Annotated in this window: 13 protein-coding genes; 6 read left to right on the top strand and 7 right to left on the bottom strand. The window is 74.1% G+C overall.

What is annotated here, in order from left to right; genetic code table 11:
* Positions 1-858: 858 nt before the first annotated feature.
* Positions 859-1896, bottom strand: coding sequence for a phosphatase domain-containing protein (locus O7613_RS05275; protein ID WP_282292473.1), 1038 nt, complete (start codon positions 1894-1896; stop codon positions 859-861).
* A gap of 214 nt (positions 1897-2110) precedes the next feature.
* Here O7613_RS05275 and O7613_RS05270 point away from each other — a divergent pair, with 214 nt between their 5' ends.
* The 4 genes from O7613_RS05270 to O7613_RS05255 all read left to right on the top strand — a co-directional run bounded on the left by O7613_RS05270 (position 2111) and on the right by O7613_RS05255 (position 6233).
* Positions 2111-3661 carry a hypothetical protein gene (locus tag O7613_RS05270; RefSeq protein ID WP_282294484.1) on the top strand — a complete coding sequence of 517 codons (1551 nt, stop codon included), beginning with the start codon at positions 2111-2113 and terminating at the stop codon, positions 3659-3661.
* 15 nt (positions 3662-3676) lie between these two features.
* The gene (gene yaaA / locus O7613_RS05265) at positions 3677-4480 is read left to right on the top strand and encodes a peroxide stress protein YaaA (protein ID WP_282292471.1); all 804 of its coding nucleotides are present in this window, start codon (positions 3677-3679) and stop codon (positions 4478-4480) included.
* A gap of 97 nt (positions 4481-4577) precedes the next feature.
* On the top strand, positions 4578-5231 hold the full coding sequence (locus O7613_RS05260; protein ID WP_281583918.1) for a hypothetical protein: 654 nt from the start codon (positions 4578-4580) through the stop codon (positions 5229-5231).
* A 48-nt stretch (positions 5232-5279) separates the two neighbouring features.
* Positions 5280-6233: a TAXI family TRAP transporter solute-binding subunit gene (locus O7613_RS05255; protein ID WP_281583919.1), complete on the top strand. Its 954-nt coding sequence runs from the start codon at positions 5280-5282 to the stop codon at positions 6231-6233.
* A gap of 6 nt (positions 6234-6239) precedes the next feature.
* Here O7613_RS05255 and O7613_RS05250 read toward each other — a convergent pair whose 3' ends face one another.
* Together O7613_RS05250 and O7613_RS05245 are read right to left on the bottom strand one after the other, a co-directional pair.
* A complete protein-coding gene (locus O7613_RS05250) occupies positions 6240-7691 on the bottom strand; it encodes an ATP-binding protein (RefSeq protein WP_282292468.1) in 1452 nt (483 codons plus the stop codon).
* A gap of 10 nt (positions 7692-7701) precedes the next feature.
* Positions 7702-8358, bottom strand: a complete 657-nt coding sequence (locus O7613_RS05245) for a response regulator transcription factor (RefSeq protein WP_282292466.1) — start codon at positions 8356-8358, stop codon at positions 7702-7704.
* Between the two features lie 84 nt (positions 8359-8442).
* Between O7613_RS05245 and O7613_RS05240 the strand changes: the two genes are divergently transcribed.
* Both O7613_RS05240 and O7613_RS05235 read left to right on the top strand, forming a co-directional pair.
* Entirely contained in the window at positions 8443-8781 is a 339-nt protein-coding gene (locus O7613_RS05240) for a DUF952 domain-containing protein (protein ID WP_282292465.1), read from the top strand.
* 68 nt (positions 8782-8849) lie between these two features.
* Positions 8850-9392: an acyltransferase gene (locus O7613_RS05235; protein ID WP_281583923.1), complete on the top strand. Its 543-nt coding sequence runs from the start codon at positions 8850-8852 to the stop codon at positions 9390-9392.
* Between the two features lie 57 nt (positions 9393-9449).
* Here the strand turns inward: O7613_RS05235 and O7613_RS05230 are convergent, their stop codons facing one another.
* The 4 genes from O7613_RS05230 to O7613_RS05215 form a co-directional block, all read right to left on the bottom strand.
* Positions 9450-11204, bottom strand: a complete 1755-nt coding sequence (locus O7613_RS05230) for a CDP-glycerol glycerophosphotransferase family protein (protein ID WP_282292462.1) — start codon at positions 11202-11204, stop codon at positions 9450-9452.
* 186 nt (positions 11205-11390) lie between these two features.
* Positions 11391-12674: a nucleotide sugar dehydrogenase gene (locus tag O7613_RS05225; protein WP_281583925.1), complete on the bottom strand. Its 1284-nt coding sequence runs from the start codon at positions 12672-12674 to the stop codon at positions 11391-11393.
* On the bottom strand, positions 12671-14251 hold the full coding sequence (locus tag O7613_RS05220) for a glycosyltransferase (RefSeq protein ID WP_282292460.1): 1581 nt from the start codon (positions 14249-14251) through the stop codon (positions 12671-12673). Before O7613_RS05220 ends, O7613_RS05225 begins: the two co-directional genes overlap by 4 nt.
* Entirely contained in the window at positions 14248-15789 is a 1542-nt protein-coding gene (locus O7613_RS05215) for a glycosyltransferase family 4 protein (protein ID WP_282294483.1), read from the bottom strand. Before O7613_RS05215 ends, O7613_RS05220 begins: the two co-directional genes overlap by 4 nt.
* Positions 15790-15939 lie beyond the last annotated feature (150 nt).

Raw genomic sequence — 15939 nt, 5'->3', positions numbered from 1 at the left:
GGACGACCGTAATTACAGGTGCCGGCTTCCCGGTCACGGCAACTCTCTCGCAACTCGACCAACCGCCCCCGATCTTCGGGGGTCACGATCGACGGACCGACCCGGACGGCACGAGAGTGACCCGTCTGGCTCGATATCTCGCCGTCACACCACCACCAGTAACCGAAGCCGTAACGGCTCACGGGACCTACCCGCTGACATTCACCGACGATAACGTGCACCGGCCTCTCCCCCGGGCCCTGCAATGTTCCGCCGCTTCCGGGGAAGAGGCTCACCAGGGTCATCCCTCCTAGGAAGACGACCGCGCCGGTCAAAGCTGTCAACAGGGCGAGCGATGCGGACAACAGGCGGTACCCCACCGGGCCCAGAGCGCGCCAACGCCGCATCTCGCGACCGTAGATCCGATCAAGCCCGGAGTCCGGACGGCGTGCCCACCCCGTCACGAAGAACGCCCCCATCTCTCGCCCATCGCTCGCACGTCTGCACCTGCCGCTGACCGCGCGCCAAACGTAGTCGAAGGCGCACAGCGAACTGTCGGAGAACCGGCTCCGGGTCCACGAACATGCGTGCCGCCAACTTCATGATCGCCCCAGCCCAGACCGGAATGGCGGCCGAGATCTTGGAAGGAATTGGCCCCTGGAGGGGCACTTTCCTTCCAAGATCTCTCCGGCTCCCGGCATGCGGGAGATTTCGTCCGCTTTATGGGAGCAGCCGGGCGGGTGGCTGACGGTCAGGTCATGCAAGCGGTCTCCGGGTGCCCTCTTTGGTCCGGTCGGCGTTCACGACGGTGGCGGCAGCACAGGGCGCCCGCTTCGTCGCCGCCGACTTCATGATCAGCGAGGTCGTCCGGGAGCGGCGTTAGACGAGGTCGGCTTCGCGGAGGAGTTTCCACAGGCCGGCGCCGTCGGGGGCGCTCAGCCACTTCTGGCCGACCGGGCCCGATGACGCGCGGCCCGCCGGGGCGGGCAGGCTACCGGCCAGCACCGCCTGGGTCGGCGACAGCCGCCGGATCGCCACGCCCGCCACGTTGTCCGGGTGGGCGGCGGCGAACTCCCGGTAGATCTCCTGGTCGTGCTGCCCGTCGTCGCCGATCAGCAGCCACCGCACCTCGGGGAACTCGCGGGCCAGCCGGGCCAGCGTGGCCCGCTTGTGTTCCCGCCCGCTGCGGAACCAACGGTCGGCCGTCGGCCCCCAGTCGGTGAGCAGCAGCGGCCCGGCCGGGTAGAGGTGGCGGGACAGGAACCGGGTGAGCGTCGGCGCGACGTTCCACGCGCCGGTGGAGAGGTAGAAGACCGGCGCGCCGGGGTGGGCGGTGACCAGGCGCTCGTAGAGCACCGCCATGCCGGGCACGGCGTTGCGGGCGTGCTCGTCGAGGACGAACGTGTTCCACGCGGCGAGCATCGGCCGGGGCAGCGCGGTCACCATGACCGTGTCGTCGATGTCGGACAGGATGCCGAACCGGACGTTCGGGTCGAGGATGCGGACCAGCGCCTCCACCGGTTCGGCGTCGGCTACCCGCAGGCGTACGCAGCCCCAGCCGGGGGTGAAGTCACCCTCGACGACGGTGTCGACGAAGCCGCTGCGGTCCGCGGTGACCTCGTGGCGTACGCCGTTGACCTCGATGGTCACCCGGGCGTGCTTGGCCGGCAGGGTGGCGAAGCTGCGCCAGCCGCGGACCTTCTCCAGCCGGCCGCGACGGGTGTCCGGGCGGCCCAGCAGCACCCGGCAGAGCACCCGCGCCCAGCCGGGGGCGCCGTACCCGGCGTACGCGATGATGTTGGGCTGCCACCCGGTGCGCCGCAACCGGCGCTCCACGAACCCGTGCAGCGCGTCCTCGATGCGCGCGGCGCGGTGCAGTTGCGGCACGGCGAGTTCGTCCGGTGGTGTGGGTGGCACGTAGCAACCCTGCCACACCCGGCGGGGCCCGGCCACGCGAGTGATCTGGACCGATCCGACCGGGAACGCGCCGGCCGGCGTGTCAGACTGCGGTCGGGGCGACGACGGGGGCGGGGCCGTGTCGACAGCGAAGCGCAACCCGACAGCCAAGCGCAGCCCGACAGCGAAACGGCGCGACCCGACAGCGAAGCGCAGCCCGGACGCGCCGGCGCTCGTGGCGCTGCTGCTCGGCGTGGCCGGGGTCGGCTACCGGCTGGTGCTGATCCTGCTCACGGTGCCGGCCTCGAACAGCGACGAGGCGACGTTCGGCCTGGCCGCGCTGCACATCGCCGGCGGGCACGAGCGGCCGGTCTTCCTCTACGGGCAGCGCTACATGGGCGTGCTGGAGTCGTATCTGGCCGCGCCGCTGCTGGGCTGGGCCGGGCCGAGCTGGCCGCTGCTGCGGCTGCCGCTGCTCGCGCTCTACGCGATCTTCCTGTGGCTGGCGTACCGGTTGACCCGCCGGATCTTCTCCGGATGGCTGGCCGTGGTCGTGGTGGGTCTGCTGGCGCTCGGCTCGGAGCGGGTGGTACGCGACCAGCTCACCGCCGTCGGCGGTCGGCCCGAGGTGAAGCCGGCGGTGCTGGCGTTGCTGCTGATCGCGGTCGCGCTGGGCGAGCGGCGGGTGCGGCACCGCTGGCTGGCCACCGGGGCGTTCGGGCTGCTCGCCGGCCTGGCGCTGTGGTCGGACTGGCTGATCGCGCCCTACCTGCTGGTGGCGGTGGTGGCGCTGGTCCTGGCCGTCCCCCGGGACCTGGTCGGCTGGCCGGGCGTGCTGCTCGTCGCCGGTTTCGCGGCGGGGATCGCCCCGGTGGTGAAGGACAACATCGTGGCGCCGGCCGGGCAGGACTCGCTGTCGGTGTTCCGGGAGATCAGCACGAAGGAGGGGGTCGCGCCGTCGCTCGCGGAGCGGCTGCACGGCGGGCTGCTGGAGGGGGTGCCGCTGGCGTCCGGGCTGTGCCCGATGGACGGCTGCGCGCGCGGGGCGCAGTGGTTCGGCGCGCTCTACCCGGTGCTGCTGCTGGCCGCCGCCGGGCTCGGCGTGGTCGCGTACCGCCGGGCCGTCGACCCGGCGGCCCGGGTGCGGGCGGTGGCGATCCTCGCCCTGGTCGTCGGCGCGGCGTTGACGCTGCTGGCGTACGTGCGCAGCCCGCTCGCCGCGACGGATCCGCTGGCGAACGCCCGCTACCTGTCGGTGCTCCAGATCTCGCTGCCGGCGGTGCTGTGGCCGCTGTGGCTGGCCGCCGCGCACGCGCCGCGGGCCACCGCGTCCGTCGCGGCCCGGCTGCGGGGCGTCGCGGCCACCGGTGTGCTGGCCGCGCTGACCGTCGCCACGCTCGCCGGCACGCTGGCGTTCGTGGCCGGCATGCCGGGGGTACGGGCCGAGGAGCGGTCCGCCCGCCGGCTCGCCGACGCGGTGCTGCGCGCCGGCCTGCGTGAGGTGTACGGGGACTACTGGACCTGTGGCCGGCTGATCTTCAACACCGGGGAGGCGGTGGCCTGTGGCGTGCTCGACGGCGACCTGCGGCCGGGGCAGAACCGCTACCCGGCGTACTGGCGGCGGGTGGGCCTGGCGGCGCGGCCCGGGTACGTGCTGGCGGCCGGCTCACCCGCGGAACGCGCGTTGCGGCGGCTGCTCGGCGGGCGGGCGGACGCGGCGGTGGTGGCCGAGGTCGACGGCACCCGCGTGTACCGCCCGGAGCACGCGGTGCGGCCCTGGCGCTGAGCCGGCCCGTACGCTGTGCCGGTGCTCATCCTGCTGCCCCCGTCCGAGGGGAAGGCCGAGGCCGGCGCCGGTCGGCGGCTGGACCTGTCGCGGCTGTCCCTGACCGAGTTGAACCCGGCCCGGGAGGCGGTGCTGACCGCGCTCGTCGACCTCTGCGCCGGCCCGGACGAGTCGGCGGCGCGTGACGCGCTCGGGCTGAGCGAGGGGCAGCGCGGCGAGCTGCGACGCAACGCCCGGCTGCGGGCGGCGGCCACCGCGCCGGCCGGGCGGCTCTACACCGGGGTGCTCTACGAGGCGTTGGACCTGCCCACGCTGCCGGCGGCGGCGCAGCGGGCGGCCCGCCGGTCGGTGCTGATCAGTTCCGGCCTGTGGGGCGCGCTCCGGCTGACCGACCGGATCCCGCCCTACCGCTGCCCGATCGGGGCGCGGCTGCCGGGCGTCGGGGCGCTGTCGGCGTACTGGCGCTCGGTGTTGGGGCCGGCGATGACGGCGGCGGCCGGCGCCGGCCCGGTGCTGGACCTGCGCTCCGGCGCGTACGCGGCCACGTGGACGCCGCGCGGGGCGGTCGCCGAGCGCACGGTGACGGTGCGGGTGCTGCACGAACGGGTCGTGGACGGGATGCCGACCCGGTCGGTGGTGAGCCACTTCAACAAGGCGACGAAGGGCCGGCTGGTCCGGGACCTGCTCCTGGCTGGCGCCCGGCCGCGCGGCGCGGACGCGCTCGTGGGGGCGTTGCGGGAGCTGAAGTACACGGTCGAGGAGGCGCCCCGGGCGACCGGTCGGCCCCGGCAGGTGGACGTGGTGGTGGCCGACCTCTGAGCGCAAGTTTTGCTCAAGGCTCGGGCGCAGCGGTTCCCCGGCCGGCGCTCGGGGGCCACGGTAGAGGCACCACGACGCCGACCTAGGAGCTGTGCCGATGCTCTCCGAGCCCACCACGCTGCTCGACCGGCCCCGCCCGTCGTCGCCGCCCCCGCCGCTTGACTGGCTGACCCTGGCCGGCGCCTTCGAGGTCGCCTGCCTGGTGCGCTGCACCCCGCCCCCGGCCGCCGACGTCCGCCGGCTCGACAGCGATCCGTACCGGGGCGGGACCGCCGAGTTCAACCGGGAGGACGCGGCGCGCCGGATGCGGCAGCTGCTGCGCCGGCTCGACGTGCCGGTGGAGCACGAGCTGACCACGGGTGGGCTGCGCCGTCGCTACGAGCTGCACCGGCTGTCGGTGCCCCCGGGGCACCGGTCGGCGTACGCGAACCTGCTCGCGGCGGGCTGGCGGCAGGGGCGGCGGGAGCTGCTCGGCGGGCCGGTCCCCGGCGCCTCGACGGCGCGCCGGCTCTGGCGTCCCCGGCTGGCCGCGGCGGCCTGGCGGGCGGCGCTGCTCGCCGGCGGCCGGCACGTACGCCGGCACTGCCTCGGCATCCGGCTTGCGGACCGGGACCTGGCGGCGGTGCTGGTGCGCGGCGCGGCGCTGCTGGAGGTGCCGGCGGTGCTGCGCCCGGGGTCGGGCTGCTTCCTGGTGAGCGTCTCCAACGGCGAGCACCGGGTACGCATCACCGAGAGCGCCGCCCTGGGCTGACCACGGCGGGGTTGCGCGGCGGCGGGTGCACGGCGCAGAGTGCAGCCCGTGAGCCGACACTGGTCTGTGCGCGGCCGGCGCCGGACCGCGGCCCCGCTGGCGCTGCTGCTGCTCGTCACCGTCGGCGTGGCCGGCTGCCGGGACGAACCCGCGAGCCGGGTGCCGATCCGGATCGCCACCGGCAGCCCCACCGCCGTCTACCACGCCTTCGGCAAGTCGCTCGCCGCCCTGCTCAACCGGGAACTACCAGGGGTGCGGGCCGAGGTGATGGTCACCGCCGCCTCCGCGCAGAACGTCCGGCTGGTCGGCGCCGGTGACGCGGAGCTGGGCTTCACCCAGGCCGACGTGCTGCCGGCCCGCGAGCCGGAGCACCCGGCGGTGCTCGCCGTCGCCCGGGTCTACGACGACCTGCTGCACCTGGTCACCACCGCCGACGGCCCGATCCGCACGCTCGCCGACCTGCGCGGCCGTCCCGTGTCGGTGGGCGCCGACGGTTCCGGCACCGAGATCACCGCCACCCGGCTGCTCGCGGTGGCGCAGCTCGGCGGCGACCGGGTACGCCAGGAGCACCTGGGCCTCGACGACTCGGTGGCCGCCCTGCGGGAGGGCCGGATCGACGCGTTCTTCTTCTCCGGTGGCCTGCCGGTGCGCGGCGTCGCCGACCTGGCCCAGGAGACGTCGCTGCGGATGGTCGACCTGGGTGAGTGGACCGAGCCGCTGCGACGCGCGTACGGGCAGGTCTACGTGACCCGGGACATTCCCCGCTCGGTCTACCGGACGGAGCCGGTCAGCACCGTGGCGAACCCGAACTACCTGATCGTCAACGCCAACCTCCCCGCCGAGCTGGTACGCGAGGTGACCCGGCTGCTGATGGATCGCCGGGAGGAGCTGGCTGCGGCGCACCCGGCGGCCGGCCGGATGAGTCCCCGTTCGGCGATCGTCACCACTCCGCTGCCGCTGCACCCGGGCGCGGCGCAGTGGTATCGCGACACCAAGCCCTGATCGGGGTCAGCGCCCGACGGGTTCGCCGTGGCGCTCCGGCGCGGAGGGCCGGTCGGGCGCATCCGGCTCGTCGAGCGCGTCCGGGTCGTCGGGCGGCGCCGGGAACCACAGCTCGGCGACCAACCCCCGGGGGTCGCCCTGACGCATGGTGAGCCGGCCGTCGGACGCGTCGACGAGCACCGCGGCGATGGTCAGCCCCAGACCCGCGCCGTCCACGTTCTGCGCGTCCGGCGCCCGCCAGAACCGCTCGGTGGCCTGGCCGAGTTGGCTGGCCGTCATGCCGGGGCCGGTGTCCCGCACGGTGAGCGCCGTCCCGCCGTCGGCGGGGCGTACCGTCACCGTCACCTCTCCCCCGGCGCCGCTGAACTTCACCGCGTTGTCGATCAGGGCGTCGAGCGCCTGGTCGATGGCGGTCGGCACGGTCCGGGCGTACGCCGGCCCGTCGCCCGCGTCGAGCCGGAGCGTGACCGCCCGGTGCCGGGCCAGCGGCAGCCAGGCCGCGACCCGGGACGCGGCCGCCGCACCGGCGTCCACGGTGACCCGCTGGTTCTCCTCCCGCTCGGCTCGGGCCAGGGTGAGCAGCGCGTCGAGCACGGTGGCCAGCCGGTCGGTCTCCTCGAGCGCCAGCCGGTGCTCGGCCCGGCCGTCCGGGTCGGTCAGGCTCGGCCCCAGTTCCTCCACCCGCAGCCGCAGCGCGGTCAACGGGTTGCGCAACTGGTGGCTGGCGTGCGCGACGAAGGCCCGCTGCCGGTCCATCACGTCGGAGACCGCGTCGACCATGTCGTTGAAGCTGGTCGCCAGCCGGCGCAGCTCGGGCGGGCCGAGCCGGGGTCGGACCCGGGCGGTGCGGCGCCCCCCGGCGATCTCGTGGGTCGCGGTGTCCAGCTCGGTGACCGGGCGCAGCACCCAACCGGCCAGCCCGAACGCGGTGGAGACGCAGGCCAGCACCGCGAGCAGGCCGATGCCGGCAAGCGTCACCCACCACAGGGTGACGGCGCGGCGCACCCGGTCCGCCGGGGTGGTGGTGACCACCGCGCCGAGCACCTCACCACCGTCGTTGATCGGGACCGCCGTCACCAGCGGCCCGTCCACCCACGGCCAGACCGACTCCGGGCCGCTGAACTGCTGCCCGGACAGCGCGGTGTCGAGCGCCGGGCCGGTGCCCGCGCCCGGCTCCCACCGGGTCGAGGCGGCCACGGTACGGCGGTCCCGGTCCACCACGGCCGCGCCGATGCGGTAGAGGTCGTCGTAGGCGGTCAGCTCCCCACCCAGCGGGCCGGGGCTGCCGCCGCGCAGCGCCGGGCCGGCGAGCGAGGCGAACCGGGTGGCGTCGGCGAGCCGGTCGGCGCGGACCCGGTCGGTCTCCCGGGAGGCGAGCGTGACCGCCAGCGGGGTTTCCAACGCGATCAGCACCAGCACCATCAGCAGCAGGTAACTGATCACCAGCCGGCGGCGCATCGGGACCCCCTCACACGCCGCGGAGCCGGTAGCCGACCCCGCGTACGGTCTCCACAAGCGTCGGGTCGCCGAGCTTGCCGCGCAGCGACCCGACGTGCACCTCGACGGTGTGCCGGTCGGCCCAGGTGGTGCCCCAGACGTCGAGCAGGATCCGGTCCCGCGGGACGGCCACCCCGGGCTGGCGGGCCAGCGAGAGCAGGATGTCGAACTCCTTGCGGGTCAGCGTCACCGCCTGCCCGGCCACGCTGACCGTCCGGCCGCCCACGTCGATGCGGACCGTGCCCGCCTCGATCAGGTTGCGTTCCGGGACGGTGTGCGACGCCCGGCGCAGCACCGCCTCGATCCGAGCCTGCAACTCCACCATCGAGAAGGGCTTGACCACGTAGTCGTCGGCGCCCAGCCGTAGGCCCAGCACCCGGTCGCGTTCCTCGCCGCGGGCGGTCACCGCGATGATGCCGAGCTGGCTGCTGCGACGGCGCAACTCACGGCACAGGTCGGTGCCGTCGCCGTCGGGCAGGGTCAGGTCGAGCAGCACCAGGTCGCAGGGGGCGGCGGAGAGCGCGGCGGCGGCGGTGGCGGCGTGTTCCACCTCGTAGCCGCGCCGGGTCAGCGCGGACGACAGCGCCGCGGCGACCCGACGGTCGTCCTCGACCAGGAGGATCCGCACCCGTGCCTCCGTCCGCTTGAGGAGTTGCCCAGGGAATGGTGGCAGACGCGCCGCCCCGGCGCGAGGGCGCTCTAGGCTGCGGTGGTGATCTACAAGATTCTCGCCGACGACGAGTGGCGGGCGGCGCGTGCGGCCGGAAGCTTCGCCGGCACGGCCATGGACCGGCAGGACGGCTACCTGCACCTTTCCGCCGCCGACCAGGTGGTGGAGACCGCGCGCCGCCACTTCGCCGGGGTCACCGGCCTCACCCTGCTCGCCGTGGACGAGGCGCCGCTCGGTGACGCGCTGCGGTGGGAGGCGTCCCGCGGTGGCGCGCTCTTCCCGCACCTGTACGGCGCGCTGCCGGTCGACGCGGTGGTGACGGCCCATCCGCTGCCGGCGGACCGGCCGGCCGCCGACGCGGTGGCCGGACTGCTCGCCTGAGCCGCTCGTTATGCTGCGTCGAGCCCGCCCGACGGCGCGACGCGCGCCCTGCCACGATGCGAGTTGAGATGACTGACAGCAACGACCCGTCCGCCTCCGTCTTCGTCCACCCGACGGCCGACGTGGAGTCCGGCGCCCGGGTCGGCGACGGCACCAAGGTCTGGCACCTGGCGCACATCCGGTCCAGCGCCCGGGTCGGCGCCGGCTGCGTGATCGGCCGCAACGTGTACGTCGACGCGACCGTCACCGTCGGCGACCGCGTCAAGATCCAGAACAATGTCTCGGTCTACCAGGGCGTCACCATCGAGGACGAGGTCTTCGTCGGCCCGTGCGCGGTCTTCACCAACGACTTCCGGCCGCGCGCCCAGAACCCGGACTGGACGATCACCCCGACGCTGGTCCGCCGGGGCGCATCGATCGGCGCCAACGCCACGCTCGTGTGTGGCATCGAGGTCGGCGAGTACGCGATGATCGCCGCCGGCTCCGTGGTGACCCGGGACGTCAAGCCCTACCAGCTGGTGGCCGGCAACCCGGCCCGGCCGAAGGGCTGGGTCGACGCCAAGGGCGAGGTCGTCTCCCGGGACGTCGACAACCCGCCGCACCAGGGCTGAGCACGCGACGGGGGCGACGACCGGTCCGGTCGTCGCCCCCGCGTGTCGGCGGGTCGGTCAGCCGCAGAGCCGCCCGATCTCGTCCCGGAACCGGTCCATCGGGTTCGACCCGACCGGGCCGAGCAGGTATTCCTTCAACTCCCGCCGCGCCTCGGCCATCGGGTCGTCCCCACCCCGGGTCACGTCGAGGATCTTGGCCAGCTCGCCGCCGTCCGCGGAGAGCAGGTACGCCGCCCGCGCCGTCGGGAACTGCCGCCGGAAGTCGTCCTCGGGCAGACCCGCCGGGTTGGCCACCACGTACGGCCGCTCGCTCTGCACGAAGTCGGAGACCACACTCGACACGTCGCTGACCAGCAGGTCGGTGACGTTGAAGCAGTCGAACAGCGACGGTGTGCGGCCGGTCACCACCAGGTGCGCGGCGCCGTCGAGCGAATCGGGATCGGTCTCGCCCCCGGCCGCGCGGATCCGGGCGACGATCCGCTCGTGCGCCGCCTTCGCCTTCGGCGAGCGGGTGCCGGTCAACGGGTGCGGCTTGTAGACCACCCGAAGGTTCCCGGCGGACAGCAGCCCGGACACGATCCGCTCCCCCATCAGCACCAGCGACGTGTGGAACGGGTCGTCGTCCAGCCAGCCCTCCCAGGTGGGGGCGTAGAGCACGGTGAACAGGTGGTCGGCGGCGCCGGAGCCGAACGTGTGCACGCCGGCGAGCTGCGGGCGGCCGACCTCCACGATGTCGCGGTCCAGCACGCCGACGCCGGCCCGGGCGTACCGCTCCCGGCCCGCCGGACCGGCCACCCACACCTCGTCGTACACCTTGCTGTAGGGGTTGACGCTCGCCGCCTTGTCGCTGTCGCCGTGGCCGACGAAGACGTGCTTCACGCCCGGCTCACGCAGCAGGTGGATGTTCGCGCCGACGTTCGCCGCGTACAGCGCGACCCGCAGCGAGCCCAGGTCGAGGTTCATGAAGTCGACCCCGGCCGGCACGCAGATCACCGGCAGCCGGGTGTCCGCCAACTGGGGGAACGCTTCCGCGGCCCGCAGCAGCACCACGGCGCGCCGACCGGTCGCCGCCAGCGGCGCGAGCCACATGTTGGCCTGGTAGACGTCCTTGGCCGGGCCGGCGAAGTAGAGCGCCACCTCGGGCTTCTCCCGGGCCAGCCAGTCGTGCACGGCGGGCAGCACCCCCGGGCTCGTGCCCCGGCCCCGCAGCATGGTCAGCGCCAGCACCGCGGCGGTGACCAGACCCGCGGCCAGGGTGACCAGGCCGGTGACCACCACCGGGGTGACCCGGTCCGCCGCGGCGGCCACCACGGCCGCCGGCACCAGCAACACGTTGAGCAGTGGCAGCCGCAGCCCGGCGAGGTGCCGCGCCCAGGCCGGCGGGACCGGGACGCGACGCAGCGCGCCGAGGTCGATGTTGCGGGTGAACGCCGGCGGGTCGACCCGCCCCTCGACCGACTTGGTGACCGCGGTGGTGCCCACCGCCAGGGTCCAGAGCGCGGCGGGCAGCAGCAGCACCGCGATCGTGCCGGCCACCCCGGGACGGACCGCGGCGATCACCAGCAGGGCCACCGACAGGTCCCGCACCAGCCGCCGGAACGTCCACCCGACGCCGGCCTTGGCGAGCAGCTGGGCGGTCCCGCCGTACCGGGTGGCGAGCGCCAGCTCACCGCCGAGGGCGACCGCCGCGGCCACCGCGTACGGGAACACCAGGCCGAGGACGCCGGCGAGGATCATGACGCCGTACCCGAGAAGCGTCGCGCCCACCGCGGCCAAACCCTGCTGGCTGCGTAATCTGCTGAACAACGGCATGCTCCCTGTCTGCCCGGCAATGTCGGCGAGGCCCGATACCGACGGCTGCGACCCTAAACGGGTCAGGTGACGCAAGTATTGCGGGGGTGTCCGGCAGGTGAACGACGGACGACCGCTTTGCTCGTGTTCGGGGCACGACGCGGCGGGCCCCGACCGAGACGGCCGGGGCCCGCCGCACAGTTGGGGTCAGCCGCCGATGACCACCCGGCGGACGCCGGTCCAACGGGCCGGGTCGGTGACCCGCCGCCCGTCCACGAGCACCGTCACGCCCGGCAGGTCCGCCGGGGTGAGGTTGCGGTATTCGGCGTGGTCGGCCTGGATCACCGCGGCGCCGACCGGCTCGCCGTCGTAGCCGGGCAGGCCGTGCGCCGCCAACTCCTCGTTCGAGTACATCGGGTCGGAGACGTAGGGCGTCGCGCCCCGCCGGCGCAGCGCCTCCACGGTCGGGAAGACACCGGAGAACGCGGTCTCCTTCACCCCGCCCCGGTAGGCGGCGCCCAGCACCAGCACGCCCACGCCGGTCAGGTCGCCGTACGCGGCGGCGAGCAGGTCGACCGCGTAGTCCGGCATCGCGGCGTTCGCCTCCCGCGCCGAGCGGACCACGGTGGCCGCCGGGTCGTTCCACAGGTACATCCGCGGGTAGATCGGGATGCAGTGGCCGCCGACCGCGATGCCCGGCGAGTGGATGTGGCTGTACGGTTGCGTGTTGCACGCCTCGATGACCTTCGTGACGTCGACGCCCACCGTGTCGGCAAAGCGGGCGAACTGGTTCGCCAAGCCGATGTTCACATCCCGGTAGGTCGTCTCGGCGAGCTTGGCCAGCTCGGACGCCTCGGCCGAGCCCAGGTCCCACACGCCGTTGGGCTGCTTCAGGTCGGCCCGCTCGTCGAAGTCGAGCACCGCCTCGTAGAACCGGACGCCGTGCGCGGCGGAGGACTCGTCGATGCCGCCGACCAGCTTCGGGTAGCGGCGCAGGTCGGCGAAGACCCGACCGGTGAGCACCCGCTCCGGGCTGAACACCAGGTGGAAGTCCGTGCCCGCGGTGAGACCGGAGCCCTCTTCGAGCATCGGCGCCCAGCGGTTACGGGTGGTGCCGACCGGCAGCGTGGTCTCGTAACTGACCAGGGTGCCCGGCTTGAGGCCACGGGCGATCGCCCGGGTGGCGTCGTCCATCCAGCCGAAGTCCGGCACGCCCTCGGCGTCCACGAACAACGGCACCACCACCACGACCGCCTCCGACTCGGCGACCGCGGCGGCCGTGTCGGTGGTGGCCGACAGCAGCCCGGCGGCCACCGCCTCCTTCAGCTTGACGTCCAGGTCGGTCTCGCCCGGGAAGGGCACGGCACCGTCATTCACCAGCTGGACGACCCGCTCGGAGACGTCGGCCCCGAGCACCCGGTGCCCCTTCGAGGCGAACTGCACGGCGAGCGGCAGGCCGATCTTGCCGAGCGCGACGACGCAGATGTTCATGACTGCTTCTTTCCTCCAATGGGGAGCCTGCGTCGCAGGCCGGTCATCATGCGGCGCAGCGTGACCGGGAAGACGACAAGCACCAGGTCGCCCTTGCGGTTCGTGCTGCTGGTGATCACGTGCAGCCGGCCGTCCTCCCGGTGCACCGACCGCTGCACCATGGACGGGTACGGGCCGCGCACCGGGGTCGAGGCGGCGTCGCCGCCCCGGGTGACGGTCACGCTGACGACCCGGCGTTCCCCACCCGGTTTCACCCCGGCGAGCAGGTCCCGGGCGCGGAACGACATGGTCACCGTCGCGCCCAGCGGGTCGGCCTCGATCGACTCGACCGTGCCGGCCGTCCGCCCGGCCGAGACCGCGACCCCGCCGTCGGCCATCACGGCCAGATCCGGGTGCGGGCCGCGCGCGGTGATCCGGACCACCCGCTCCCCCGTACCGTCGACGGTCCAGCGTACGGCCATCGTCTCCAGCCGGGCCAGCCACTTCGACATCGACACGGTGATCTCGTACCAGTCGTCGGAGAGCCCGCACCGGCCGTCACCGAAACCAGGGTAGCGGGCGAACCAGCCGTCGTCGCGGAGCACCGGCTGCGGCAACCCGTGCCGCACGTCCTGGCGGATCACCGCCACCAGGTCGGCCAGGCTGCCGTACGCGGCCACGCCGAGCCGGACCCGGGTGGTCACCGGCAGCGCGCGCCGGATCCGTTCGGTGAGGTGCTCGGTGACGAGCCGCCCGACCCCCGTGCGCACCCGCTCCTGCGTGGTGCGGTCCAGTTTCAGGAAGTCGGCCTGGACCAGCTTGGCGATCTCCCAGGTGAAGTGGCGGAGCAGGACCGCGTCGCGCCGTTCGCCCGGCTCGATGTGCGCGGCGACGAACGCGACGATCCGCTCCGCGCAGCCGAGCCGCGCCACGTGCGTGCTGCGGTAGGTGATGTTGCTCGAATTGGCGCGCTTCACCGCGTAGTAGTAGTCGTAGTCGGCGAGCACCGAGATCCGCCCGGCCCGCAGGCACGCCTCCAGCGTGAACGGCTGGTCGCTGCCGACCGGCATGTCCTCCGGGAAACGCAGGCCGTACTTCTCCACCAGCTCCCGGCGGAACAGCTTGGTGTTGGACAACGCGAACGGCAGGGCCGAGGCGAACAGGTCAACGTCCGGCTGGGTGGTGGCGAAGACCGCCTGGTGCACGTAGCGCTTGTTGACCCCGACGAGCCGCCCGAGCAGCACGTCGGAGCCCCACCTGTCGGCCGCGGCCACCATCCGTTCCAGCGCCTCCGGACCCAGGTGGTCGTCGGAGCCGATGAAGAAGACGTACCGGCCGGTGGCCTGCTCCAGCCCGCGGTTGCTCGGCGCGGCCGGCCCGCCCGAGTTGGGCTGGTGCAGCACCTTCACCGTGCCGGGGTAGCGGGCGGCGAAGCGGTCCAGCTCCTCGGCGCTGCCGTCGGTCGAGCCGTCGTCCACCGCCACGACCTCCAGCCGGTCCAGCCCGATGGTCTGCTCGACGAGCGAGGTGAGGCAGGTGGTGAGGTCCGGCATGGTGTTGTAGACGGCGGTCACCACCGTGACGTCGGGCTGGGTCACCTTCCGACCCCGGCGGCGAGCACCGGCGCCGGGCTGGTCCCGTCGGCGGCACGCGGCGGATGCTCCGGCAGCAGCCGGGAGTAGACGCCGTCGAGGACCTCCGCCTGCGCCGCCCAGGTCCAGTTGGCCAGCAGCCCCGGCTGGTCGTACGCGGCCCGGTAACGCTCCCGGTCGGCCAGCACCGCCCGCACCGCCCGCACGTAGTCGGTGACGTCCTCGGCGGTGAACACCTCGCCCTGACCGGTCGAGCGGACGGTCTCCGCCATGGTGCGGACGTCGGAGACGACGAGGGGCAGCCGGGCGTGCGAGTACTCGAAGAACTTGGTGATCAGCGCGATCTCGTGGTTGGGCCAATGCTGGATCGGGATCACGCCGACGTGTGCGCCGGAGAGGAACGGCACCACCTGGTCGTGCGGCACGTAGGGCAGCACGTGCAGCCGGTCGCCGACGCCCAGCTCCCCGGCCCGGGCGACGAGCCCGCGCACGTAGTCGGAGCCGGGCTTGTTGACCACCAGGGCGACGTGCGCCCCGGCCAACTCCGGCAGGGCCTCGATCATCACCGCCAGGCCGCGCTTGGGCGCGGCGACCCCGCTGTAGACCAGCAGCGGCACGTCCGGCCCGAGGCCGCCGCACCGGAGACGGATGTCCGGCGCCTCGGCCCGACCGGTGGTCACCTCGTCCACCGCCGGGGCGTTGAGCACGACCGCCGGTCGTTCGGCCAGGCCGTGTTCGGCCTGGAGCAGGTCGGCCAGCCCGCCGGAGACGGTCATGGTCGCGTCCGCGTACGGCACGAACTCGCGTTCGTGGGCCATGTTGCCGGGCAGCCAGCGGGCGTTGTCGCGCCACGGCTGCACGCCGGGCAGGTATTCGTGGGCGTCCCAGACCAGGGCGACCCGCCGCCCCACGGCCGCGGCGCGGATCTTGGCGCGGGCGCCGACGCCGAGCATGCGGAAGTCGTTCGCGTGGATGAGGTCGGGCTGGAGCTTGTCGATGGCCGGGCCGTAACCCAGCTCGTAGTCCCACAAGCCCGGCTCCAGCCGCCGCCACGCCCCGCCGCCCTGCACCCGCTGCCAGAACAGGGTGTAGGCGCGGTCCCACGGCCCGTCGAGCTTGCGCGTCTTGGCCCGGCCGAGCTGCCGCTGGCGCAGCGACACCCACCGGCGGGTCAGGCCGGAGAGGCGCTCCTGCGCGCGCAGCAACTGCCAGCGCAGTGCCGGCCGACCGGCCGTGGTCAGCTCGGCCCGGCGGACCCGCAGGTCGGCGCGCCAGGCGCGGACCTCCTGCGCGCGGTGGGCGGCGACGCCGGTGGGCGGGTACGCCAGCGGCGCCCGCAGCCACGACCGGCGGAACTCGTGTGGCCGCCTGGCCATCGGCAGCGGCACCTTGAGCAGGCGGACCTCGGCCGCGCCCAGCTTCCAGGTCCTGGGCACGCCGCCGGGGGCCCGGCCGAGCAGGATGACCTCCCAGCCGGCGTCGGCGGCGGAGCGGGCGGCCTTCTGGACCCGCGAGTCCCCGTCCACTGCGTTGTCCACCAGCATGACGACCCGTCCCCGGGTGCGCTTCGTCATGTCTGCGCCCTCAGCTCCCATTACCGCCCGTCTCCGTCCCCTCGGCCCCACGGCCCGAGGACCCCGGCGAGTCTACGACAACGCAACGGGCGTATCGGGCCCGCCGCCGTCGTGTCCGCG

The organism is Micromonospora sp. WMMD975 (assembly GCF_029581215.1).
Taxonomy (GTDB): domain Bacteria; phylum Actinomycetota; class Actinomycetes; order Mycobacteriales; family Micromonosporaceae; genus Micromonospora.
Note: the sequence above shows the minus strand (reverse complement) of the source record. Positions and strands in the feature narration are given on the sequence as shown.

What these genes read in the sequence shown, in the direction of transcription:
- O7613_RS05260 (WP_281583918.1), top strand. Translation starts at nt 4,578, where the DNA reads ATGCTCTCCGAGCCCACCACGCTGCTCGACCGGCCCCGCCCGTCGTCG.
- O7613_RS05250 (WP_282292468.1), bottom strand. Translation starts at nt 7,691, where the DNA reads ATGCGCCGCCGGCTGGTGATCAGTTACCTGCTGCTGATGGTGCTGGTG.
- O7613_RS05235 (WP_281583923.1), top strand. Translation starts at nt 8,850, where the DNA reads ATGACTGACAGCAACGACCCGTCCGCCTCCGTCTTCGTCCACCCGACG.
- O7613_RS05230 (WP_282292462.1), bottom strand. Translation starts at nt 11,204, where the DNA reads ATGCCGTTGTTCAGCAGATTACGCAGCCAGCAGGGTTTGGCCGCGGTG.
- O7613_RS05225 (WP_281583925.1), bottom strand. Translation starts at nt 12,674, where the DNA reads ATGAACATCTGCGTCGTCGCGCTCGGCAAGATCGGCCTGCCGCTCGCC.
- O7613_RS05215 (WP_282294483.1), bottom strand. Translation starts at nt 15,789, where the DNA reads ATGCTGGTGGACAACGCAGTGGACGGGGACTCGCGGGTCCAGAAGGCC.